General features: G+C 40.8%; 19 protein-coding genes. 2 read left to right on the forward strand and 17 right to left on the reverse strand.

Features of this window, described 5'->3' with window-relative positions; translation table 11 throughout:
- Positions 1-26 precede the first annotated feature (26 nt).
- From J582_RS11440 to J582_RS11510, 15 genes are all read right to left on the reverse strand, one after another.
- Positions 27-431: a Na+/H+ antiporter subunit G gene (locus J582_RS11440; RefSeq protein ID WP_002157026.1), complete on the reverse strand. Its 405-nt coding sequence runs from the start codon at positions 429-431 to the stop codon at positions 27-29.
- Between the two features lie 12 nt (positions 432-443).
- On the reverse strand, positions 444-719 hold the full coding sequence (locus J582_RS11445; protein WP_002053531.1) for a monovalent cation/H+ antiporter subunit F: 276 nt from the start codon (positions 717-719) through the stop codon (positions 444-446).
- On the reverse strand, positions 716-1,243 hold the full coding sequence (locus J582_RS11450; RefSeq protein ID WP_002156972.1) for a Na+/H+ antiporter subunit E: 528 nt from the start codon (positions 1,241-1,243) through the stop codon (positions 716-718). Before J582_RS11450 ends, J582_RS11445 begins: the two co-directional genes overlap by 4 nt.
- 2 nt (positions 1,244-1,245) lie before the next feature.
- Positions 1,246-3,057 carry a monovalent cation/H+ antiporter subunit D gene (locus J582_RS11455; protein ID WP_031981884.1) on the reverse strand — a complete coding sequence of 604 codons (1,812 nt, stop codon included), beginning with the start codon at positions 3,055-3,057 and terminating at the stop codon, positions 1,246-1,248.
- Entirely contained in the window at positions 3,057-3,425 is a 369-nt protein-coding gene (locus J582_RS11460; RefSeq protein WP_000624229.1) for a Na+/H+ antiporter subunit C, read from the reverse strand. The genes J582_RS11455 and J582_RS11460 overlap by 1 nt, the downstream gene beginning before the upstream one ends.
- Positions 3,422-6,271: a monovalent cation/H+ antiporter subunit A gene (locus tag J582_RS11465; RefSeq protein ID WP_031981882.1), complete on the reverse strand. Its 2,850-nt coding sequence runs from the start codon at positions 6,269-6,271 to the stop codon at positions 3,422-3,424. The genes J582_RS11460 and J582_RS11465 overlap by 4 nt, the downstream gene beginning before the upstream one ends.
- Positions 6,272-6,585: 314 nt before the next feature.
- Complete coding sequence (locus J582_RS11470) at positions 6,586-7,968, reverse strand: AAA family ATPase (protein WP_006580954.1); 1,383 nt, start codon at positions 7,966-7,968, stop codon at positions 6,586-6,588.
- Positions 7,969-7,991: 23 nt separating this feature from the next.
- Positions 7,992-9,494: a UvrD-helicase domain-containing protein gene (locus tag J582_RS11475; RefSeq protein WP_002156955.1), complete on the reverse strand. Its 1,503-nt coding sequence runs from the start codon at positions 9,492-9,494 to the stop codon at positions 7,992-7,994.
- A 9-nt stretch (positions 9,495-9,503) separates the two neighbouring features.
- Entirely contained in the window at positions 9,504-10,277 is a 774-nt protein-coding gene (gene hisIE, locus J582_RS11480) for a bifunctional phosphoribosyl-AMP cyclohydrolase/phosphoribosyl-ATP diphosphatase HisIE (RefSeq protein ID WP_004710809.1), read from the reverse strand.
- A 162-nt stretch (positions 10,278-10,439) separates the two neighbouring features.
- A complete protein-coding gene (locus J582_RS11485; RefSeq protein ID WP_031981881.1) occupies positions 10,440-10,838 on the reverse strand; it encodes a VOC family protein in 399 nt (132 codons plus the stop codon).
- A 26-nt stretch (positions 10,839-10,864) separates the two neighbouring features.
- On the reverse strand, positions 10,865-12,178 hold the full coding sequence (locus J582_RS11490) for an FAD-dependent oxidoreductase (protein ID WP_032047907.1): 1,314 nt from the start codon (positions 12,176-12,178) through the stop codon (positions 10,865-10,867).
- A gap of 121 nt (positions 12,179-12,299) precedes the next feature.
- Positions 12,300-13,919: an ABC1 kinase family protein gene (locus J582_RS11495; RefSeq protein ID WP_031981879.1), complete on the reverse strand. Its 1,620-nt coding sequence runs from the start codon at positions 13,917-13,919 to the stop codon at positions 12,300-12,302.
- Positions 13,920-13,931: 12 nt separating this feature from the next.
- The gene (locus J582_RS11500) at positions 13,932-14,600 is read right to left on the reverse strand and encodes a ubiquinone biosynthesis accessory factor UbiJ (RefSeq protein ID WP_016803966.1); all 669 of its coding nucleotides are present in this window, start codon (positions 14,598-14,600) and stop codon (positions 13,932-13,934) included.
- An 11-nt stretch (positions 14,601-14,611) separates the two neighbouring features.
- Positions 14,612-15,559 carry a bifunctional demethylmenaquinone methyltransferase/2-methoxy-6-polyprenyl-1,4-benzoquinol methylase UbiE gene (gene ubiE / locus J582_RS11505; protein WP_031981876.1) on the reverse strand — a complete coding sequence of 316 codons (948 nt, stop codon included), beginning with the start codon at positions 15,557-15,559 and terminating at the stop codon, positions 14,612-14,614.
- Positions 15,560-15,707: 148 nt separating this feature from the next.
- Positions 15,708-16,415, reverse strand: coding sequence for an FFLEELY motif protein (locus J582_RS11510; RefSeq protein WP_002157018.1), 708 nt, complete (start codon positions 16,413-16,415; stop codon positions 15,708-15,710).
- Positions 16,416-16,624: 209 nt separating this feature from the next.
- Between J582_RS11510 and J582_RS11515 the strand changes: the two genes are divergently transcribed.
- The gene (locus J582_RS11515; RefSeq protein WP_031981875.1) at positions 16,625-18,043 is read left to right on the forward strand and encodes a phosphate--AMP phosphotransferase; all 1,419 of its coding nucleotides are present in this window, start codon (positions 16,625-16,627) and stop codon (positions 18,041-18,043) included.
- Between the two features lie 23 nt (positions 18,044-18,066).
- Here the strand turns inward: J582_RS11515 and J582_RS11520 are convergent, their stop codons facing one another.
- Positions 18,067-19,386, reverse strand: a complete 1,320-nt coding sequence (locus J582_RS11520; protein ID WP_031981874.1) for an MFS transporter — start codon at positions 19,384-19,386, stop codon at positions 18,067-18,069.
- Positions 19,387-19,565: 179 nt separating this feature from the next.
- On the reverse strand, positions 19,566-20,078 hold the full coding sequence (locus J582_RS11525) for a hypothetical protein (RefSeq protein WP_004710796.1): 513 nt from the start codon (positions 20,076-20,078) through the stop codon (positions 19,566-19,568).
- Positions 20,079-20,249: 171 nt separating this feature from the next.
- On the opposite strand from J582_RS11525, the gene J582_RS11530 reads away from it, so the two are divergent.
- Positions 20,250-23,885 (forward strand): exodeoxyribonuclease V subunit gamma, encoded by a 3,636-nt coding sequence (locus tag J582_RS11530; RefSeq protein WP_032047909.1) that lies wholly within the window; start codon positions 20,250-20,252, stop codon positions 23,883-23,885.
- Positions 23,886-23,888 lie beyond the last annotated feature (3 nt).

A 23,888-nucleotide genomic window follows, 5' to 3' on the forward strand; every position in this document is an offset into this window, starting at 1 on the left:
GGTGGCTTTTTTATTTGTTCACATTTTTATTCCTGAGGAGGCTCCATCGGAGGTTTGTTTTGTGAAAAGCGTTGTCCGATTTTATAGCGATCCCATGGTAATGGACGTTCGATTGCTTCAGGAACTTCACCACTTAATGAGCGTAAACGCAGATGTAGTGCTGCTTGTGCAATTAAATTGGCTGAAACAGGTGCTGTAATGAAAGCTAACAGAGTGATGAGAAGTTCGGCAAAGCCAAAACGACCTTGAAAAGCAAAAAAGATCATTGAAGCAATTAAAAAGCTACCTAGTCCTAATGTACTCGATTTGGTAGGCGCATGTAGTCGCATAAATAAATCGGGTAGGCGTACCATGCCGATTGAACCAACTAACATAAAGAACGAACCAAAAACTAGAAAGATCGAAACAATAATTTCCATTGTAATTTGCATTTTGACCTCCCTCTAATCGATTACATGACCGGTTGTAAAATAACGAGCCAAAGCAGCTGTCGATACAAACCCTAGCATGGCAACTAATAATGCCCCTTCAAATAAAGAGGTGGTTGTCCAATAAATACCTAATACAACAATGAGACAAGTTGCATTTAGAAAAAGGGTATCAAGTGCTAAAAGGCGATCTACAATTGATGGTCCCATCACCATGCGAAACAGACAGAGCAACATAGAGATCGTGATGGCAATCAAGCTAATGCCAAGTGCATAAGGTAGGATGGTCATGTGTTGTCCTCCGATTTGCTTTTCACATCAAAAATTTCCATGAGTGGAGCCTCATAGCGTTGTTTGATGTCTTGCACATCACTTTCAGTATTTTCTGTACTGAGCGAGTGTACCAAAATGTCACCACGCTCTTGATCAATACCAGCAGAGACCGTACCTGGTGTTGTGGTAATAATCATTGCGAGTAAAGAATTTACTTGTTCATGTTCTGTTTCTAATGGAACACGGTACCATTTGGGATGTAATTTTTTAGGTGACCCTAATACCAGTTTAGCAACGCGAAAATTGGAAACAATAATATCCCACAGTACAACAAAGCATAGTTTTACTGCTGGTTGCCAATGAATGTGCGGTGTTCTAGTAATAAAAGGTCGAACCAATCGAGGAATCACAAGCCCCAAAATTACAGCCATAAGCAGGTCACTTGCATCAAGACTATGCGAGAGCATTAACCAAAAAACGATAATTAAAAAAGAAACAAATGGATGCGGGAACCAGCGGTCAAGCAATTTAGATAGCTGCATTGTTATGGCTCCATAGGTTTCAGTTGACTTTCATCAGCAATGGTTGGTGTTTGCAATTTTTCTTGCTGCTGAATTTGGCGGTGTTTGTATTCGGAAATATGTACACCGTTGTATGTGTCTTTAGAAATAATGTCAGGTATCAGATAGGCATTATGATCTTCAACTTCTCCACCATATTTTGTTTCTGGTAAATAAGTTGAATCATAAGGCTGCACACTAATGATTTCGCCATTTTGATCAGTTTTAAGAATAGATTGCTGATATAAGGCGTGATTTTGAATTTGCTGAGCAGTGCTTGTGGTGTAGTGCAACACAGGTGAAGCAAATACGACATAAGCCACTAAACCTGCAAGCAAAATATAAATCACTGAATCATTACGTGGTGGTGCACGTTCAGGTAAAGCCCGATAAATAATATAAGCAGGATTGATCGGATCTTCTTCTGGTGCTGAGGCACGCCAGAATAAAATAAATCCGACACGTGTTAACGCAATAATGCTTAATAGACTGACCACAAGCACAATACCAATTACCCAGCCTTGATATGCTGTTTCAACAGTTGCTTGTAAAATAAACACCTTTCCAAAGAAGCCACTAAAAGGTGGTAAACCAGCGAGCATCATGGCAATTAAGAAATAAGTCAGCATGGCTGCTTTTTCTTGCTTAATTCTTGGTGCGATTTTTAAGTGATCTTTGAAATCACCGCGTTGCGAAGTCATCCAACCACAGAACAAGTAAAATGCAGCACCGATCAGTGTACTGTGGACTAAATAGAATAGTGCCCCTGACCAAGCTTGCGTATTTGACATAGCAATTGCAGTCAATAATGTACCAATCGAAGACAGCACCATAAAACCAACAAAACGTCTAAGGCGATCTGCACCGATTGCTCCAACCACACCGTATAGAGACGTAATTAAGCCAATTGGAAGAAGCCAACTTTTAAAGATTTCTTGGCTAAGTACATCATTAAATACAGTCCCATTTACACGCAAAATGGCATAGATGCCCACTTTAGTCATAATGGTAAAGATCGCTGCGACAGGTGTACTTGCAACGGCATAAGTTTTTGGTATCCAAAAACCCACTGGTAGCATGGCTGCTTTAATACCAAACACGACAAATAACAGTAGGGCACCAGCGACTGCTAATTTATGTTGATCTGCATCTAAAGTTGGTAAAAGGCGTGAAACGTCAGTCATATTTAGACTGCCTACACTGCCATAAATCATACCAAGGCCAATTAAGAATAGGGCAGAGGCTAAGAGATTGATAATGACATAGTGTACGCCAAGCTGAAAACGTGGTTTGCCTTGTCCATGCAACAGCAAAACATAGGACGCCATAAGCAAGATTTCAAAGAAAACGAACAGGTTGAATAAGTCACCTGTAAGAAATGCTCCGCATAGGCCCATTAAAAGAAAATGGAATATAGCGTGGAAATAGCGACCTCTCGTATCCCAATTCTCACTTGCATACCATAAAACCGGGACTGCTAAGGCATAGGTTAAAACCAGCATAAATGCTGAAAGTCGATCAAGTACCAGCACAATACCAAATGGTGCTGACCACTCGCTCAACTGGTAAACAGTAATTTGGCCTGTATTAGCAACAATCAGATAACTAACAGCAGTGACTAAACCTGCGATTGCTGAGAGCAAGCTAATGCCACGTCGCCAACGTTGACGCCAGTCTTCTTTTAATGCACCAGCGCCAGGATTGCCTAGAAGCAGTAAAATAAAACCAGTAAATGCCGGGATGAGGATGCTGAAAATTGGTGTATTTGCTTGCCAAAAAGATAAAAAATCAAACATCACGGCTCATCCTCACGTGGGTCGTATGTTGGAGAAATATCTTCTTTTGCATCAACGTGGTCACTACCTGATTCATAACGGCTGCGTAAAGCCAGTTGCACAATAAACGCTGTGGTTGCGAAACCGATAACGATCGCAGTTAAAACAAGCGCTTGTGGAAGCGGATCTGTAATATTGGTGGTCTCCGTTAGGATAGCTGGCGAGCTGACTTGCAGACGGCCCATCGCAAACAAAAATAAGTTAACCGCATAACCTAGTACGGCTAAACCCAACACAACAGGAAAGGTACGCGCACGCAAAATAAGATAGATGCCTGTAGCAACAAGTAGCCCAATGGCAGAGGCCAGTAAGAATTCTAAACTGATCATGATGATTTCTCCCCATGAGGTACAGGACCAGACATACTCGAGTGGCGAGAGTCTCCTAATACAGAAATGAGTAGCATAGTGGCACCTACCACCGTGATATACACACCCAAATCAAAGCTTGCTGCTGAAGCCAGATGTAGTTTTCCTAAAATTGGTAACTCAACATAGACATGAGCACTAGTTAAGAATGGACGTGCCCAGAACCATGCGGCAATACCAGTTAAGCCCGCAATTGTTAAACCAGAACCAATCCAGATTTCATAAAGACGACCAGATTGTGCTTTTAACATTTGTTCTGCTTGATCTTGACCTAAAGCAATGTATTGAATAATGAGTGCCATTGAGGTAATTAAACCTGCAATGAAGCCACCGCCAGGGTAGTTATGTCCGCGCATAAAGATATAGACACTTACCACTAACGCTAAAGGTAAAACCCAAGAGGCCGTAATACGGAACATAAGCGGAGATGGGTTAAAGCGGTAGGTCAGGCCTTGGGTCATGGTAGTACCGTGTACGCGCATGCCATCCATAAGACATAGCGCACCAATCGCAGCAATGCCTAATACGGTAATTTCACCAAAGGTATCGAAACCACGGAAGTCCACCAAAATAACATTCACGATGTTAGAACCACCGCCAAGTGGTAAAGATTGCTGAGCAAAGAACCATGAAATCGAATTATGGTCACGCGTTAAAATGAGCCACGTAATCCAGCCGATACCTAAGCCACCAATGATTGCTAAAAATGCATCTCTTAAACGTCTTGAGCGAGTAGATTCATAAGGTGTCAGCTGTGGTAGTAAAGACAAACTCATTAACAAAAGAACAGTCGTAACCACATCTACCGTAATTTGAGTAAGTGCTAAGTCAGGTGCAGACATGGTAACAAACACCATGGTTACCACGAGACCAATTGCACCGCTAATGAGTACAGCTTTGATGCGTTCATGGTGAAACCAGAGCATCATCCAGCAACCTGAGAATAAGGTTAGCCAAAGCACAACTGCAATCCATGGGGCATGAGTCAGCTCACGTGTACCTGTGGTAAGCCCTTGATTGAGCAAAGGCAGAGTAACCATGACGATGCTAAAAGCAATGATTAAAAACAGGTAACTTTGCAAAGAACCATTTTCGGTTTTTTGTTTGATTTTTCGGCTCGTTAATAATAAATGCTTTAAGAATAAATCAAATAAAATACGGCCTTGTAAGCGACCAAGTCTTGGGTCAAGGTCGATCTTACGAATCATGCCATCTTTTGCTAGGGCAAAATAGAAAAGCGTACCTCCAGCCAAGGCAATAATACTCATGACTAATGGCGCATTGAATCCATGCCAAATTGCAAGATGAGTTCCTGCAAAATCAGGCTGCATAAGACTTGCGCGTGTCACACTGTTAACTAAAGGCTCGACCAGTAGGGCAGGGAAAATACCGACCAAAATACATAGTGCCGCGAGCAATATAGCTGGTGCTCTCATGCCGATAGGTGGCTCGTGGGCATTTTTATTTGGAACTTGTTTACCCAATGGGCCATCAAAAAATACGCCATGAACTAACCGAATTGAATAACTCACTGCAAAAATACCGGCAAGGGTCGCAATAATACTGGCAAAAATAACAGCCGATCCTGAAAGGTTCGCTAACAGTTCGGTAAAGAACATTTCTTTAGAAATAAAGCCATTGGTAAGAGGAACACCTGCCATTGAGGCTGCAGTGATCATAGTGAGCGTTGCGGTAAACGGTAGTAGCTGCCAAACACCACTTAATTTTCTAAGATCACGTGTACCTGTTTCATGGTCAATAATCCCTGCAATCATAAACAGGGCAGCTTTAAAGGTTGCGTGGTTAATAATATGAAAAATTGCAGCGGCAACCGCTAAAGGTGAACCAATACCTAACAAGCAGACAATAAGACCTAAATGACTAATAGTGGAATAGGCTAATAATCCTTTTAAATCTTCTTTGAAGATAGCAAAGCATGCCGCCATACAAAGCGTGAATAGGCCGACAAACGTGACAATGTTGTGATAAAGCGCCGCACCAATAAAGATAGGTGCAAGACGTGCTAATAAGAAAATACCTGCCTTAACCATGGTGGCAGAGTGCAAATAGGCTGACACCGGAGTGGGTGCTGCCATTGCATTGGGTAACCAAAAATGAAAAGGGAACTGAGCACTTTTAGTAAAAGCACCGAGTAAAATAAGCAAAAGCATCGGAACAAAAAGATGATGACTTTGAATGAGGTCTTTCATTCCGACAATATCATTAATTTCATAAGTACCGGTGATTTGTCCTAATAAGACAAATCCACCTAGCATGGCGAGTCCACCCATTCCTGTAATGGTAAGTGCCATGCGCGAGCCACGTTGAGCAGCTTCGTAATGACTCCAGTAACCCACTAATAAGAAAGATGAGATACTGGTAAGTTCCCAAAACACTAATAAAATAATTAAATTGTTTGAAAGGGAAATACCCAGCATTGCTGCCATAAACAGCATGAGTAATAAATATAATTTACTTAATGAATTTTTAGGGCCTAAATAATAATAGGCATAAATATAAATGAGTGTACCGATACCGGTAATAAGAAGAGAAAATAATAAACCAAGGGCATCAAGTCTAAAGCTCAGATTAATTCCTAATTGCGGTAACCAATCCCAACTTTGTTGAATGCTTGCACCACCAAGCACAGTTTTAGCCTGAGTCAGTAATAAACCAAAACTGGTTAAACTGACTCCGATCGCCCCTAAAGCCGTTACTCCACGTGAAAACCGTTGAAGCAATGAAACAAGGGTGGTGCCTAATATTAACGGTAATAAGATAATTATCGGTAGCACACTCGTATCCATATATAATTTAGACCGAAGCCTAAAGGTGAAATTTTCATTTCAGAATAGATAGGAATTCAAAGAGATTTCCAAAGCTTATATTCTGAAAACCCGACCAAATTAGAAAAATAAAGCGAGAAACAAGTTGTATTGCGCAACTTGAATAATAAAAACGCAAAATGAAATTTATTGTACACTAAAAAATCATTAAAAATCTGATGTTATTACATGTGGTAACAACATCTAGTGATTTTTCAGCTCAAAAAACAGATTTCATCGTATATTTAGCGAATCCGGTTTTTATTATAAAAATTGAGCTATATGGATAATAACGTCTACAGAGATGAGGTTTCTTCCGAAGTATCTCCTGCATGAATCATACGTAATAATTCATTTTTTTGTTGTTCATTTAAGTTTTGAATTTGTTGGTACAAATTGTCGATCTGGGCTGTTGTAGGTTCAGTATCAGGTGGCAAAGTATCTATATGTGGTGCTAAAGCTTCATCTCGATGCAAGAGGGTATAAAGGTGTTCGAGCTGCTGCTGAGTCGTATTTAAATCAAGTTGACCTACTTTGCCATGTTCTAATTTAAAACATTGATAAGCAGTCGCATGCTCAAGTAATTCTTCACGGCTCCCAGTCACTATAATTTGTAAACGCGGAAATGCTTGATGAAGTCGATTTAAAATTTCTGAACAATGTTGAGCATCTAGTTGTGAATCGATCTGGTCAATTAATAAAATTCCTTCGCCTTCAAGGCAAGGATCTAAGCTGAGTGGGTTGAGCAAACAAAGTCTGCGTACAACATCCCCTACGAGTGCGATCCATGTTTTTGTGGTATTGGAAAGTTGTTGAAATGCTAAAGCTTCACCTTTGTAATGTACCATGAGTTGAAGCCGTGGATGATATTGTAGGTAAAGGTCTTCAAGTTCTGGAAATATAATCTTTAACGCTGATTTAAGCGCATATAGATTTGGTGAAGGAAGCTGTTTAGGTTGCCCTGCCAATTCGATTTGAAGCTGATGTAAAAGTTCTTCCTGATTTTGTGGATTAGATTGTTTTGAAATAATTCGTTGTACAACCTGCGCTGCTTGCGCATTTTCAATATCGCTAATTTCACGTAACCATTCAAAAAAGCGAGTAAAAGTTGTAAACGGGATTAAACTAATTTCATAAGCAGAAATAGACTGAGTAATACCTGGAAGGTTTTTATTGAGTAAATTTATATCGTTAACAAATCGTTCAGATGGGTAATAGGCAAGTAGAGGAAGCCCTTGAAGCGGGTCTTTTCTGGTGACTTGATGATAAAGCGTAACAGTTTGATCGAGCTGCTGAGTTTCAACTTGACTAATACCCACACCAGTTGCATTTAAGGTCTTAAATAGTTTCCAACTACAAACGGATGTGTCGGTTTGCTGTGCAGATGTAGTTTCAGGTAATTGCCCGAACTCTGAAGGAATATGGATACTCACTTCTATTTTAGATTGTAAACGAGAATGAGTAATGTCTTGATCGGGCATGACAACACCCGGAGTGCGGACATCTTTAAGACGCGCAGGAAACCACGTTAAAGCATGATAAATATGCTTAAGTAGCATACTTTTACCGGTTGCCTGCTCACCTAAAATTAAAGTAATCGGTTGCTTATCATATTGAAACTGGATCTTTAGGTCATGAAACAGAGCAACATGTTTAAATTGGATGGATTGAAGTCTCATAGGCTCACCTAATTATGAGCGCTTCAACCAACCGACTTACGAAGACTTAAAGGCGCCCTTACTTTTAATTGTTGTATCAGATCATAAAGATGATGGATGTTTAGACTTACTTTAGCACGAGTACAGGCCACGTAAAGTAATCTTAATTCCTCATCTGTAATCTTGTGTTCTAAGCCATTAATTTTAAATTGATAATCATCTTCAATATGGACACGATTCCACTCTAGTCCTTTTGCTTTATGGGCAGTCGAGATGACATAGTCAGCTTGCTCAAGTGGGGTAATCTTTGCAAGTGCTTTTTTCAGTGGGTCGGTACCGTGATCATCCACCAGTTTAACCAATGGTTTAATATCACTTCCCTCATTGGTTTCACAGTATTCATGAACATCATGCCATGAGTTAAACCATGCTAACTCGGGGACGTCAGTAACTCGTTTTCCTTGCTTCAAGAGGCTTGCAGCATCTACAAAACGGTTTAGCTTTTGATGGTCAGCTTGCAAACTCACTTTATCGCCGTGAACTAAGCCTGCCAATAACAGCTCCATTGCGCGAGCATTAGTACGACATAAAATCGCATCACGCATTTTGGTATGAGGCTTATTGACTACGCTTGATTTTTGGTTCGGATTACCAAGTAAAGGAACTGTCTCATTTAAGCCACCTAATAACGCATTGGCAACATCGGCAATTGCCTCTCCAAAACGAAAAGAAGTGGTGAGGCGAGACTCAGGCAAAGGCAGTTGTTGCATGGCATTTACTGCACCACGCCACGCGTAGATTTGCTGATGAGCATCACCTACATAAATAACCTGCGTACTTTTTTGACGTAGCAAAATACCCAACATTAAAGGGTCAGCATCTTGGGCTTCATCAAATAAGACATAATCTGCCGGAATGTTAGGTTCAGACAATGCCCAAAGCTTGAGATAAATATCATGACCAATTCCCGCTTGATGGTTTGGGTCGATGGACTCAAGCCAGCGGCGTTCAACAGCAGGGTAAAGGTGGGTCTGTAGCTCAGTAATATCGTCTGGATGTAACCAGTTTGGCGCCTGAATATGTCGAGGCGCTGGATATTGAGAACTGGTCGAACAGAAATAGCTCACCGCATTGGCAACAAGACTCGCTAATCGACTTGGCATTAAGACGTATTTTTCATAACGTCCACCCATCATGCGTCGTAAGGTAATCGGTTCTAGTCGATATTCTTTGGCAATAAAACTTGGACTTAAGCGAGGTAAGCGTAATTTATCAGTCACACCACGTGGCACACTACGAAACGCGAGTGAGTGAAAAGTACGGCAATCTACATTGCGATGAAATTTGTTCTGAGCTTCGCCTGCAATGGCTTTGTTAAATGCCAAATACATTCCACGCCGTTCAGGCATGGCATCACTAATCATTTGTAAGGTAGTAGTTTTACCTGTACCCGCATAGGCAATCACTTTAAATGATTGCCCAAGACGTGCGTTATCTATGGCAATTGCTTGCTCATAGGTGGCTTTAGGTTTTTCGATATTCGACACTGAGTGATTTTAAACCTTATTGCGGTTAGCTTTTTCAACTAAACCAGATAAACCCTGACGACGAGCTAATTCGTCAATAATAAGCTGTGGATTAAGATCGAAATAACCCAACATGACAATGCTATGGAACCACAAATCGGCAGTTTCATAAATCAAGTCATTTAAATTGCTTTCTGTATTTTGAGCAGCGTAGTCTTTTGCAGCAATAATAGTTTCTACGCTTTCTTCGCCAACTTTTTCTAAGATTTTATTAATGCCTTTTTTGTAGAGGCTTGCAACATATGAAGTGTCTGCTTCTGCTTGCTTACGCTCTTGCATCAATTGCCCTAAGTGAGCGAGTACATCCACTTGTTCAGTGGTGTGAGCGTGATCGTGGCTTTCAGTTTTAGCTTTGTCACCATAAATTGCGGTAGGGTCTTTTAATTGTGCATCGACAATTTCCCAGCCCTGTGGAGTAAGTTTACGGTAGAAACAAGACTCACGACCTGTATGGCATGCTATACCGCCGTGTTGCTCAACTTGTAATACGATTACATCACCATCGCAGTCCAAACGAATTTCATAAACTGTTTGAAAATGGCCTGATTCTTCACCCTTGTGCCAGAGTTTTTGGCGAGAGCGAGAGAAGTATACAGCCTGATTTTTTTCTGCTGTGAGCGCAAGTGCTTCACGGTTCATCCACGCTACCATCAAAATACGTCCGGTTTGATGATGTTGAGCAATGGCAGGGATAAGACCTTGTTCGTTAAATTTTACTTCATCGAGCCATTGCGTGTTATTCATGAGGAATCACCAAAGAAATATGAACTATAAATTGATTTCTGTCAGATGCTAAAAAATAGCTTGTATAGTGTACGGCATCAACGCCACTTTGCGGAAAAATTCTTTGTTCTTTTTGTCTTTGTCAACGTAATGAATAGCTTGCACTTCTTACTAATGAAGAGCCTATTTAGGTGGCTGAGTCGTTATAATATTTGAAATCTCAATCAAATTTTGATCTGGATCGCGAATATAAACTGAAAGGATAGGGTGCATTGCACCAGTACGTTCAACGGGGCCTTCTTCAATTTGAATATTTAACTGATTAAGGTGTGCAACCACTTCTGAAATGGGAGTATCTGAAATAAAACACAGGTCGGCAGATCCGGGAGTTGGCTGTAATGCCTTAGGTTCAAACTCGTTACCTTGCTGGTGTAAATTTATTTTTTGATTTCCAAACTGTAGAGCCTTTCTATCACCTTTAAAGGTAATGACTTTAAACCCCAGCGCGGTTTGATAGAAATTACATGTATTCTCAATACTGGCAACAGTTAAAACAAGATGATCAAGATGGCTGATTTTCATATGCTATTCACTATGATTTGGATGGGTTAATAGTCAGACAAGGATTCATTTTTTAAATGAAACGCACTGCTTTCTTTAGGTAATTGAGCTATTTGGTCATATTCAAAATGTTGGAATGGCCCTGTCTTTAAACCTGAAATTGTGATGGCCATTTCTTTTCGAAAATAAGGAATTTGATACATCCAAGGGAAAACTAGATCTCTTAAACTTCCCGCCCACCAATGGTCAGATTGATATAGTGGCGTTAACAGGCGACTAAGAAATTGATAAAACTGGGTGGATGAACGGCGAAGCTGGTGATAATGCTGCCAGAGCAGGGACCAATTAATATTTTGGTTCTTTTGAGCTTGCCGCAATGATTGAGAAAAAGCCCAAGCATCTAATAATGCCATATTTGCGCCTTGTCCTAACTGAGGACTCATTGCATGAGCTGCATCTCCAATTACCCCAATTCGACCTTGACCAAATTGAGTCATGACGACATCACGGTAGTTGGCAGATAACCATTTGGGCTGAGTTTGACTGTTATACAAAATTTCTTTGAGCCATTCTGCAACATTGGGCCAACGCTCAGAGACTTGCTTTAACCAAGCTTGTTTAGCTTGTTCATCTTGCAAAAAGTTTTGTAATTGTGGAGTAGGTAAGCTCCAAAAAATGCTTGAAAGGCGCTGTTGAGGTTCGGTTGGAATCGCTCCTGTAGGAAGAATTCCCATCATAATTTTCGAGCGATCATAAAATTGATGCAGAATTTCAGAATCGAGAACTTGGCACTCAGGTACGATACTCCATGCCGCACCCCAAGGGTAGGCTTGGTCGACTTTTACCCATGCTTTAGGGCGTAATTGACTACGAGCACCATTGGCAATGAGTAGGCCATCAAAACAAGCATCAAACTTTTGGTTTTGATGACTGCCGAATATCCGAACTTCATCGTTATGTTCTTCAAATCTTTCAACAGAATGGTTCATATACCAAGTAATCTGGCTTGAATACTCGTTAAGTTTTTGAGTGAGAACGTGACACAAAGTGGCTCGGTGTATACCTAAACCATAAAGATCTGCTGATGCTTCGTGATAGTGACTGTTAACTAAAAGACGCTTGTCCGGAAGTTGCCCTTCTAGGCCTGTGACTCTCGCACCTAAGGTTAAGGCTTTGTCGAGTACACCTAAATGTTGAAATACAGCTAAGCCCGCGGGTTGTAGTAATAACCCAGCACCTACTGGCGATAACTCATCAACTTGTTCAAAAATAGTAACGTGGTTGCCTTCACGGGCAAGCAAAATTGCGGTGGCTAAACCTGCTGTACCTGCACCAACAATGGCAAAATGAGGTGTTTTCATTGTTTGTTCTTTTCAAGCATTTACAGCTTCAATTTAGCAATGAACGAATAAACGATCTATATTTTTTTAAATTAAAGTTTAGGCATAAAAAAATCCCTTGCGAGGGCAAGGGACTTGGAAGTTATTTCAACACACGCCAAAGCGCTAGTAAACTACTCAGCACAATTAAAATAATGGAAACAAACCAAGGGCTAATAATGGCAATGGTTAGTAAAATCAGCATAGTACTGCCAAACATCCAGCTACGACGCTGTTGATGTTCCATTTGCAAACGAAGTTGCTGAATTTCACGTAACTGACGGTCCTGCCAAGCAGATTGGTTCTTTAAACCATTTAAGCTATCAATAATTAAGCTTGGGAAATCTTGAGCGCCTAAAAGCAGGTCAGGTAATTGCTGGCCAAGTTCTTTTACATTTTTGACTGGGTTCATGTTGGACTTAACCCATTCTGTCAAAATAGGTTTTGCCAATTTCCATATGTCGAGCTGCGGATAAAGGTCCGTACCTAGGCCTTCTACATGCACCAGAGTTTTGAGTAGTAGCATGAGCTGTGGCGGGATTTCTAAATGGAAGCGACGGGCAATATCCATCACTTGAATTAAGATACCCGCAAAATCAAGTTGATCCATTGGTTTAGACACCATTGGCCCAACAGTACGGCGCATCTCACGTGCTAAAGCATCTTGATCGGTACCCGGTGGAATCCAGCCAGCTTGATGCACAATTTGAATAAGCTGCATAAAGTTGCTATTCATTACGGCAAGCAACATGCGGGCAACCGTCATCTGGTCGTGCTTAGAGAGCTCACCCATGATCGCACAATCCAGTGCAATAAAGCGTGGATTGCTTGGGTTGATGGTTTCTACAAAGACATTGCCGGGGTGCATGTCGGCATGGAAAAAGTTATCGCGGAATACTTGCGTAAAGAAAATCGTTAAGCCTTTTTCTGCAAGTTGTGCGCGGTCCATGCCTAAACGGTCAAAGGTTGCGGTGTCTGAAATAGGCACACCAGTAATACGTTCAGCCACCATAACATCTTTGGTGTCCATGTAGACTTCTGGCACATACATCATGGTTGAGCCAGTAAAGTAATGGCGCATACGACGAGTGTTATCTGCCTCAATACTCAAGTCCAGCTCATTTAAAATGATCTGGCGGTAGTCTTGAATAATTTCAGATAAATGTAATGCACGAGCAGCTTCAAGGCGGCTTTCTAGTGTATTCCCTAGCCATGCCAAAATTTCAAAGTCTTGTAAAATCTGGCTACGAATATCTGGACGAGTGACTTTTACAACAACTTCTCGGCCATCATGTAGTGCTGCTGTATGAACTTGTGCAATTGAGGCAGCAGCAAGGGGTTGGTCATCAAAGCGAGCAAATAGTGTATTTACGTCTGCTTTTAAAGAGTCTTGAATACGTTGTTTGGCAACATTGCTATCAAAAGGTTTCACCTGATCTTGAAGTAAAACCAATTGAGCGAGTATTTCAGGTGGAATTATGTCGCGTCGAGTTGACAGTAACTGCCCAAGCTTAATTGCAAGTGGTCCCATGTCTTCTAAAGCTTCTTTAAGCTTTAAAGGATTCTTGCGCTCACGACTCGACCATGCTGCCGGATGCATTTTAATAATATTTAATGCATGTTTAGCTTTAACTGGTAGTTCATCCGCAGGGAACAACGTATCGAGTCTATAGTGCGCTGCAATACGCCAAAGTTCGAGTAAACGTGAAACGTGCGGAATCATATACGGTCTTACCTAGTCTTGAGTGGGTTGTAGTTGTGCATTGAGCTGCTGTAATTTAGCTTCTAGACGGTCAATATCTTGATTAAGCTTACGCGTAGCTTGATTTAAATCGTCCATTTCCCAACGTGGGGCAAATAAACCACTGTCTTCTTTTAAAGCATCTTCAGCGAAAAATAGATGGCTTTGAAGAGAGCGTTTTAGATGCTTGGGTGCAAGTTGAATCTTGCCAATTTCATGAGCGAGTTGAGGACCAACCCATTTTGATAAATGCGCAGCTAAATCAGGTTCAGCCTGCTGCATAATTTTTTGAATATCCTGTAATAGATGATAGTCACCTTGTAGCGGGATATTACCAATCTGGTCGGGATCGCTCACCAATAGTTTGATGAGTTCAACAACATCTTTGACATGTAAAGTAGCTGTTGCTTCAGAAATTTTAAATTGCGGATCAAAAGGGCGTTGTTCAAAAATAGAAGGTTTTTCGCTGTGCCCAGTTGCAGTAGGTTCAAGACGTACTTTTTCTTGGTCAAAGAATACATCGACAGAAAGCTGCGGGCTATCGATGACAACACGCAACATTTTGCCCTGTAACTGATTGAGCTGAATGCGGGTTAATGCATCCAGATCGATCAGATGATGAATGATACGTTCGACTGCACCGAGTGCTAGAATCGACCACATATCGCTATCCCTTACAGTTTGAAACCGCGGTGAACAGCAACAATACCGCCAGTCAGGTTGTGATAGTCACAGTTCTGGAAGCCAGCATTTTCCATCATGCCTTTTAAGGTGCGTTGGTCTGGATGCATACGAATTGATTCAGCCAAATACTTATAACTTTCTGAGTCATTGGCAACTAATTTACCCATAATCGGTAAAGCGGTGAACGAGTAGAGATCATAAAGTTTTGAAAAAGGCTCAAATACTGGTTTAGAAAACTCAAGAATCAGTAAACGACCACCTGGTTTAAGTACACGGAACATAGAAGCAAGCGCAGCATCTTTATCCGTTACGTTGCGTAGACCAAAGCTAATGGTAACAAGGTCAAAGCTGTTATCTGCAAAAGGTTCTAAAGTTTCAGCATTGGCAAGTACGAAATCGACATTGGTACAGCCTGCATCAATCAGACGGTCACGGCCAACATTCAGCATAGATTCGTTAATGTCTGAAAGTACCACATGACCTTGAGGACCAACTTCACGGCTAAATACTTTTGCTAAGTCGCCTGTACCACCAGCAATGTCTAACACGTGTTGACCACGGCGAACACCAGACATGTTAATTGCAAAGCGTTTCCATAAACGGTGAATACCAAATGACATCAAGTCATTCATAAGGTCATATTTGCTTGCAACCGAGTGAAAAACTTCAGCAACTTTTTGAGCTTTATCTTCGGTTCGAACTGTTGAATAACCAAAGTGAGTTGTTTCACCAACGTTGCCAGTGTTGCCTGCACCACGTGGTAAATTATATTTTGGTACAGAACCGCTAGCAGGCGTATCTGTTAAGGTTTGCTGTAAAGTTTGTTGTTGCCCTTGAGGGGTACCTTGCGGTAAAGGTGAGCTTAGGAATGGGCTAACTTTGTCTGAACTTTGTGCCTGCTCAGTTGGAGATGTTGGCTTTTGGTTTTCGTTAGACATATTGTCTCTCCTAGACTCAAACTCAAGTGAAACGGAATAAGTTCTGCATGATGACAGATTTTGTCTATTTTTACAGGCATCATCATGCAAATATAATGAATAAAATCTCAACTTCGCGAGGTTGAGTTTTTTCTATGTGCCGACCTTATCACACTCTAAACGGATTCGGATGTCCTGAATGTACTTTTTCAACAATCTGACGTTCTTTTTCCGTAAAAGTCTTAATAAAAGCCTCTGCTGATTTTAATGGTTTCATTGCGGTAAAACCATCTTGAATAAAATCATACATCAATTCGAAGTGATATTTTTGTGCAATACCTTTACACATTTTAAAAGCAGTGAACATCATAAATGAACGCATGTATTTATCGAGTGCTATCCCTAAGTCATCAAGAAGGGCAAGCTGTTGGTAACGGGCTTCGGCCTGATCAAGCTTGATTAAGGTTAAACGCATGATCTCATCAGTGAGTACTGTATCTGCTGGGTAGTCTTCAAGAAGCTGCATAGCCACTTGTTCATCAAGTTGCGTGGCAAGTACAGCCAAACTTACCGACTTTGTTCCTGTTTTAATTGCGTTTTCAGGTAGGACTTTTTCTGCTTTATGGGCATATTTCAATAATCGTTCAATTTGTGCAGCAAGCGCATCAAACTCTGGGCCACCATATAAACGGTTTAAAAAATACTCTGACATGAGCTTGTGCTCTGGCAGATTAAAAAAGTCGTGATGCGTTTCTTTCATCCGCTCTTTTAACCATGTTTGTACATCTTGCAAACGCTGGGCAAGCACTGGATTATCGTGATAATTAAATGTTTTATATTGTTGTAAAAGATCATCAAAAGCAGCGAGTTTAGACATTTAAGGCTCTAATATTGGGCTATTTGCAAAAAATCATAAAAGGCATTGTAACCTTCTACTATGGCGAGTAGATGTAAAAAAAATGATTTATGCGTCAATTTTTAGACAGAATTTTGCTGCAATGACATAATTTGTATAGCAATTCATCATCTAAGCGCATAAGTTAAATAACAACGAAATTAAACAATAAAAGATTAGAGCAGTGGACTATGAGTGAACAACAACCAAAATTTGAAATTCGAGACGAAGAACAGCTTTCGGTCGACTTGATTGAAGCACAATATGCTTTAAAAGATAGTCGCGGTAAAAAAAATGCTAAAAGTACGCTCATTTTAATGAGTGGTATCGAACTGGCCGGAAAAGGTGAGGCTGTTAAACAGCTTCGAGAATGGTTAGATCCGAGATATTTAAGGGTAAAAGCAGATGCATCGCGTGTGCTGACAGATACAGAAGCTTTTTGGCAGTCATATTCAGAGTTTATTCCGACTGAAGGCCAAATTGTGGTGATGTTTGGCAATTGGTATAGCGACTTGTTGGTTACCGCGACGCATGTGTCAGAGCCTTTGGATGAGGCCCGTTTTGATGCATATGTGGAAAATATGCGTTCATTTGAACAAGACTTAAAAAATAATTATGTCGATGTGATTAAAGTTTGGTTTGATCTTTCTTGGAAATCATTGCAAAAACGTTTAGATAAAATAGACCCTTCTGAACAACATTGGCATAAACTCCACGGCCTAGACTGGCGTAATAAAAAACAATATGACACTTTGCAAAAGTTACGCCGCCGCTTCACTGACGATTGGTACATTATTGATGGGGAAGATGAAAAACAGCGCGATCAATTTTTTGCTCAGTATCTTTTACAACATATGCGTCAGCTACCTGAACATGAAAGTGAAGTCAAAGGGAAATGGCAGCAGGCCAAGATTCCCGAGAGTTTATTAAAACCTGCTCAAGAACAGCTTGATAAAGCTGAGTACAAAAAAGAGCTCGATAAACTCAGCAAAAAAATTGCCGATACCATGCGTTTTGATAAACGTAATTTTGTGATTGCTTTTGAAGGAATGGATGCTTCGGGCAAAGGGGGTGCCATTAAGCGAATTGTGAAAAACTTAGACCCACGTGAATATGATATTCATTGTATTGGAGCACCTGAACGTTTCGAAGCAAGGCATCCTTATTTGTGGCGTTTTTGGAACCGCATTAATGAAGCCGAAAAAATTACGATTTTTGACCGTACTTGGTATGGCCGAGTGCTAGTAGAACGTGTTGAAGGTTTTGCGTCACCTTTGGAATGGCAAAGGGCGTACGACGAAATTAATCGCTTTGAAAAAGATTTATTTGATAGCCAAACGATTGTGGTAAAAATTTGGCTAGCGATTAGTAAAGATGAGCAAGAACAACGTTTTAAAGCCAGAGAAGAGACACCGCATAAACGCTTTAAAATTACCGCAGAAGACTGGCGTAATCGTGACAAATGGGATGATTATTTAAAAGCAGCAGCAGATATGTTTGAACGAACCAGTACCGAATATGCTCCTTGGCATATTGTTGCCACTGATGATAAATATACTGCGCGTTTAGAAGTGTTAAGAGCGATTTTAAAACAGTTAAAGGCAGACTAACGTCTCCTTTAACTGTTTGAATATTATTGAACTGTTGGTTGTACAAATTGATCCTCAATTGAAGAGGATTTTGTAGCAAGAGTTTGTCGATTGCGAAATACAATAAGCGTTGCAATCAAACTGATGATTGCGGCAAACATTAACCAGAAAGCAGGCATACTTTTGCTGCCAGATTCTTGTACAAGATATGTGGCAATCATAGGTGTTAACCCACCAAATATAGAAGTGGCAAGACTATACGCTACAGAAAAACCAGCAATTCTTACGGAGCTTGGCATCATTTCAGTTAGGGAAACAACCAATGCGCCGTTATAGAAACTATAGAGCAGAGATAGCCATAGTAGTGAAAGTAACATGTGTGCCAAACTAATGTTTTGAGTTAGCCAACTTAATAAAGGATAAGCACTTACAAAAATTAAAATGGTTGTGGTGATTAATAATGGCTTTCGGCCAATTTTATCTGATAAATAACCACCTATAGGTAATAAAATAAAATTACTTGCTCCCACCATCACTGTTGCAAATAAGCTTTCTGTGCTTGTTAAGTGTAGGACTTCTTTTCCATAAGTTGGGGTATAAACTGTAATGAAATAGAACATGGTTGTGGTTGTTGCAACCATACACATTCCAACAACTACAATTTTCCAATTCGCTGCAAGCGTTGACATAATTTGTCTAGTAGTTGGATCCTCTTTTCGAGATGAAAAAGCTTCAGTTTCGGCTAAGGATTTACGTAACCAGAATATAAACGGAATAATTGCACAGCCGACAAAAAATGGAATACGCCAAGCCCAAGCATCAACTTGAGCTTTTGTAAAGGCTAGACTGACTAAATAGCCTAATGTAGCAGCAAAAATTACAGCAACTTGTTGGCTGGCAGATTGCCAACTGGTAATAAAACCACGGTTATGTGGTTCCGCAATTTCAGATAAGTAAACCGAAACACCACCTAACTCAACGCCAGCTGAGAAACCTTGGGCTAAACGGCCAACAAATATTAAGACAGTGGCTGCAAAGCCGATAGTGGCATATCCTGGTGTTAGTGCAATTAACAATGAGCCAATTGCCATAATACTTAAGGTGACCATCAATCCTTTCCGGCGTCCAATACGATCGACATATGGACCTAAGACGAGTGCACCAATTGGACGCATTAAAAAACTAACGGCAAATACCAAAAAAGTTTTCATTAGCGCGGCATAGCTGCTATCAGAATGGAAAAAAGTTTCACCTATGGCTTTTGCATATAGACCGAAGAGAAAAAAGTCATATTGTTCTAGGAAGTTGCCACTGGTCACATTAAAAATGGCACGTAAACGGGATGTTGATTGTCCATATTCCACAATGGCTCTCCGTATTTCATTTGGCATTGTAAACTGAATAATAGACTTTTAAACTTTAGTAAAACTTAAAAAAATAAGTGAAGATTAAAGTTTTTAATATATCTTTTGTTTTATTGTGTAAATTTTAAAAGTAAAAAATAAGGCACAGTCATGTGCCTTAAAATTATGATAGGACTATATTAATGCTCAAGTACTGTTGAGTTGCGTCCTTTTTGTTGGATACGTTTAGCAAGATTGTAGCTGTCATTTAAGTGAGTTTGGGCTATTTTTTTCATCATAAAATAACCTAAACTTGCTGCAACAATTTGTCCGCCTAACGGAATAAATTTCGTCACTTGTTTCGTTACGATTTTGCCAAAGAAACCGTTAAAGGTTTTTTTAACGGTTGTACGCGCGACCACAAAACCTGAAAATTGAAAGCCACGTTTACGCAATTCATCCCAATGAATGGTTTTTGTTTTTGGATCATAGACGCTGACATGTTCAGGCGCTAAACCAAAACGGGAATTAATATCGGGAATAAGCTGTGACAAAATTCCCAAATCTACTACCACGTCAAAAAAAGGAATGGGTACAATTGCTGCACCAGCAGAGACGTAAGCTCTTTTTTGAATGAGATCGTGGCACTCATCGCGAATTTGTTCCAGATTTAGGCTAGGATCAATATAGTCAGGAATGTTATCAATTTTCATAATGTTTTACCTGTAATGTGTTCCTTAAAGGTGTCTTGCCAACATAAGGTAAGTGACACCTAAAATGAGATTATGCTGTGTTTAAACCAACGTGACATAGTCAGATTCAGTTGTATAGTAATGAATGTTTATGATTTTGTGCATAAATTATGCGAGTAGGATATGAAATAAATGGGCATCCATGTTATTCAAAGTCAACGTATTGATGTGTTGTTGCAGGGCGTACTAGCGTCTACGTCCCAACCTTCAACGCATCCTTTACAGGTTTTGAAAGCCCAGCATTTTATTGTGCCAAGTCCTGCCATCGAGCAATGGCTGATACAAAAACTTGCAGAACAACAAGGAATGAGCGCCAACTACCAGTTCCACCAACGTGTGCGCGGGTTTCAGTGGTATGCCTATCAACAGGTCCTCACGGCGCATAAGGAACAGGTTCGTAAGGCCAATATTCCACGCTTGATTTTTAAATGGCGTGTACATCAAGCCTTACAAGAATTTATTCAGCCTGATGAAATGAGTATAGATAGCTCTCATCCACTACATTCTATTGTTCAACGTATTTATGACAGCGCAGATCGGCTTGAACAAGGGATTGAAAAGCAGCTAAAAAAACAAAAAATGTTGTATTGGGTTGCCGAGCAGGTTGCCGATTTATTTAGTAACTACATGGTCTATCGGGGACAGTGCCAGCGTGGTTGTGAAAATACCTGTACTTGTCCAAATAACTGGTTAGCAGCGTGGGGACAAGGTCGAGCGCTGGATATCGAAAAGTATATTGCGCAGAAAGATAAAGAAATTTCTGCTTTTACTTTACAGCAAACACAAGAGTTAGAGCGTTGGCAGCGCTGGTTATGGCAGCAGCATTTTCATGATGATTTTATGCAAATGCAGCAAATTGATGAGTTGTTTTGGCAAGAGTTAGAGCATCCTGAGCGCCAGAAGAAGGCATTGGCTCGTTTGCCAGAGCAAATAGTCATTTTTACTTTGCTAGACTTACCGCCTAGCCAGCTTCAGTTTTTGCGCCGTTTAGGGCAATACATTGATGTGTTGATTTTGCACTATAACCCTTCCCAAGAATATTGGGCCGATAGTGTCGACCCACTCTGGAAACAGCGCTATGACTTAGGGGTAAAAGAGCGTTTTATAGCAAAGAATCCCCAAGCGACCGATGCTGAAATTGCCGATTTCTTTAATAAATTTACGCTTAACTTTAATGCTGAGGCGCGTGAGTCAAGACATCCACTTTTAACCAGATTAGGGAAACAAGCCCGCGACCACTTCTCATTACTCTCAAACTTGTCTACAGGTGAAGAAGGTAAGTGGGTGGATGCCTTTGTAGATGATTTTCCTGAAAGTTTACTTGGTAAAGTTCAGTCAGATATTTTGCACTTGGTGGAGCCCCAAGCCAAGCAATATGAGCTTGCCCCTAACGATGACTCAATTCAGATTCATGTTTGCCACTCGACATTACGGCAACTTGAAGTATTGAAAGAACAATTGATTGGCTGGTTGGCAAAACCGCACGAACAGCCGCGTCGTCCAAATGATATTTTGGTTTTGGTTCCTAATTTGGCTGAGGTAGAGCCTTTAATACGAAGTGTTTTTCCTGCTACAGCGACTGAGCAAGGCGTGCATTTGCCTGTCAAAATAGCAGGTGTTGCCTCACTTGATGCACTCAATGCATGGCGTGCCGTAATTGGCCGAATTAACCTCATGCAAGGGCGATTTGGCTTTGATGACTTTGCTGACTGGCTTGGTTTGCATGCGACGCAGCAGCGTTATGCACTTGAATATACTCAAGTAGAACGAATTTTAAACTTACTTGCTGATGCAGGGTTTAAACGTGGGCTTGATGCAGAGCATCTGAAACGTAGTTTATGTGACGGAGATGATGATTATCGATATAGCTTTAAATTTGCTTTAGAGCGGTTAGCGCTCGGTATAGCAATTCCCGAACACGCTACATTTAATCAGGTGCTGAGTTACGCTAAGGTCCAACCGAGTGATTTTGAGCTTATTGGTACGCTCATTCAGATTTATCAAGATTTAAATGAGCGCCGTGACTGGCTCATTATGCATGAGCAGAAAAAAAGTCATACGGTGGAATACTGGCTGCAAATACTCTCGCAAGATATTATCGAGTTTGAGCAGGCCGGTGTGGCTGCTTTAAAAACTGCGCGGGAAATTGTAAAAAAACAAGAGCGTATGTTAACGCTTGCAAGCTACTATGCCGAGACAGAAACAGGCGCCTTACGTAAAATCACCTTGCCTTTGCCTTATATTCTGGATGAGATTCAGCGAACTTTAGAAAATCAGACCACCCAAGCTGAACCGACCGGACAGATTACCTTTGCCCAGATTGGACAAATTCGTCCTTTGCCTTATCGCTTAATTGTGATGTTGAACCTTGATGCAGGGCAGTTTCCAAATCGAGACACACATGTGCCATTTGATTTGATGGATGCATTACGTCAACAACTAGGTGACCGTTCCCGTCTTGAGGATGATCAAGGTGCTTTCTTGGACGCCTTACTTTTAGCTCAAGAAAACTTATGGCTGTTTTATAACGGCTTTGATGTCAATGACGGTGAGGTGAGAGATCCTTCTAGTATTCTTCAAGAGTTCCGTGAGCATCTTGCGCTTATTGTAAAACCGGAGCCAAATGCACCTGACCGTGAAGTGATTGAAGGCATTGAAATTCCGTCTCAATTAAAACAGCTCTATCACCTACATTATTTACAGCCGTTTGACCCGAAGGGTTTTATGGCCGAGAAAAGTTATATTCGCTACCAAGATCACTGGTTTAATGTGGCGTTGCAAATTCAGCAAGCTTCCGGTGTTCTTAAGCCTTGGGCAAATACATCTTATCCTTTAGAAATACCTGACATGCTGGTTTTAGACAGCCATCAGTGGATACAAGATGTGACTTTCCCCGCACGTCTATATTTAAAAACTTTAGGCGTAGAAAACTTGGGAAGTGTTGGGGAGCTAGATCAGAATGAACCTCTGCTTTTAGATGGTTTGGGCCGCTATGCTATTCGACATTTTTTACAACAAAACGAACAGCAAGCACAGCCAGAAGCTCTACTTGATCAGTTGCCTGTAGGCAAAGTTCAATACAGCGCATGGCAACAGGGCATTTTTGAACAGGAGTGTTTGCTTGAGCGCCTTCATCATTACGCGCCAGCTGTGACACAAACGACTCAGCGTGTGTGGCGAATTGCTAAACAGCTACATATGAATATTACGGTGCCAAAATCTGAAACTCAAGATTGGGTCAGCATGGAAGCATCAAGTGCCCGAGCAAAAAGACGTGCAAAAGTCTGGTTAGAGTACCTGCTTTGGTTGGCCTATTTAAATGAAGGAAGTGTAGGAACTGAAAGACGCCGTATTGTGGTTTTTAGTGACCAAACCGTCATCTGTAAAGGTATTAGTTCGGAGCAAGCTCGGCAGTATTTACAGCCTTGGTTTAAAATCTGGCGTTATGCCCAACAGCAGCCACTCGTGTTACCAGCAGCTTTATTATTAAAACCACTTGAAAAAGCTAAGGCATATCAGTGGGAAACAACAAATCCGACAGAAAAAATAAAACTCGATGAGAAGAGCTATGTGGAGCTGTTAAAATACTGGAATGAAACAGGGTCATTTACTTCTATCGATATGACACAAAATGAAGCGTGCAAGTTACATCAAGACTGGAGTTTCATTTTGCAAGAACAAGATGCACAAGCATTACTTCAACATGCTTGTGATGAGTTTGCCTATGACCTGTATCATCCGGTTTTTCAATTTCAACATTCGGAGTAAGGC

This window comes from Acinetobacter sp. 1566109, assembly GCF_000582255.1.
Taxonomy (GTDB): domain Bacteria; phylum Pseudomonadota; class Gammaproteobacteria; order Pseudomonadales; family Moraxellaceae; genus Acinetobacter; species Acinetobacter nosocomialis.

Coding starts and splice junctions, on each gene's coding strand:
- J582_RS11465 (WP_031981882.1), bottom strand. CDS start 6,271: ATGGATACGAGTGTGCTACCGATAATTATCTTATTACCGTTAATATTA.
- J582_RS11490 (WP_032047907.1), bottom strand. CDS start 12,178: ATGAAAACACCTCATTTTGCCATTGTTGGTGCAGGTACAGCAGGTTTA.
- hisIE (WP_004710809.1), bottom strand. CDS start 10,277: ATGAATAACACGCAATGGCTCGATGAAGTAAAATTTAACGAACAAGGT.
- J582_RS11510 (WP_002157018.1), bottom strand. CDS start 16,415: ATGTCTAAACTCGCTGCTTTTGATGATCTTTTACAACAATATAAAACA.
- J582_RS11450 (WP_002156972.1), bottom strand. CDS start 1,243: ATGCAGCTATCTAAATTGCTTGACCGCTGGTTCCCGCATCCATTTGTT.
- J582_RS11485 (WP_031981881.1), bottom strand. CDS start 10,838: ATGAAAATCAGCCATCTTGATCATCTTGTTTTAACTGTTGCCAGTATT.
- J582_RS11445 (WP_002053531.1), bottom strand. CDS start 719: ATGACCATCCTACCTTATGCACTTGGCATTAGCTTGATTGCCATCACG.
- J582_RS11500 (WP_016803966.1), bottom strand. CDS start 14,600: ATGTGGTCGATTCTAGCACTCGGTGCAGTCGAACGTATCATTCATCAT.
- J582_RS11455 (WP_031981884.1), bottom strand. CDS start 3,057: ATGTTTGATTTTTTATCTTTTTGGCAAGCAAATACACCAATTTTCAGC.
- ubiE (WP_031981876.1), bottom strand. CDS start 15,559: ATGTCTAACGAAAACCAAAAGCCAACATCTCCAACTGAGCAGGCACAA.
- J582_RS11440 (WP_002157026.1), bottom strand. CDS start 431: ATGCAAATTACAATGGAAATTATTGTTTCGATCTTTCTAGTTTTTGGT.
- J582_RS11470 (WP_006580954.1), bottom strand. CDS start 7,968: ATGAGACTTCAATCCATCCAATTTAAACATGTTGCTCTGTTTCATGAC.
- J582_RS11530 (WP_032047909.1), top strand. CDS start 20,250: ATGGGCATCCATGTTATTCAAAGTCAACGTATTGATGTGTTGTTGCAG.
- J582_RS11460 (WP_000624229.1), bottom strand. CDS start 3,425: ATGATCAGTTTAGAATTCTTACTGGCCTCTGCCATTGGGCTACTTGTT.
- J582_RS11515 (WP_031981875.1), top strand. CDS start 16,625: ATGAGTGAACAACAACCAAAATTTGAAATTCGAGACGAAGAACAGCTT.
- J582_RS11525 (WP_004710796.1), bottom strand. CDS start 20,078: ATGAAAATTGATAACATTCCTGACTATATTGATCCTAGCCTAAATCTG.
- J582_RS11495 (WP_031981879.1), bottom strand. CDS start 13,919: ATGATTCCGCACGTTTCACGTTTACTCGAACTTTGGCGTATTGCAGCG.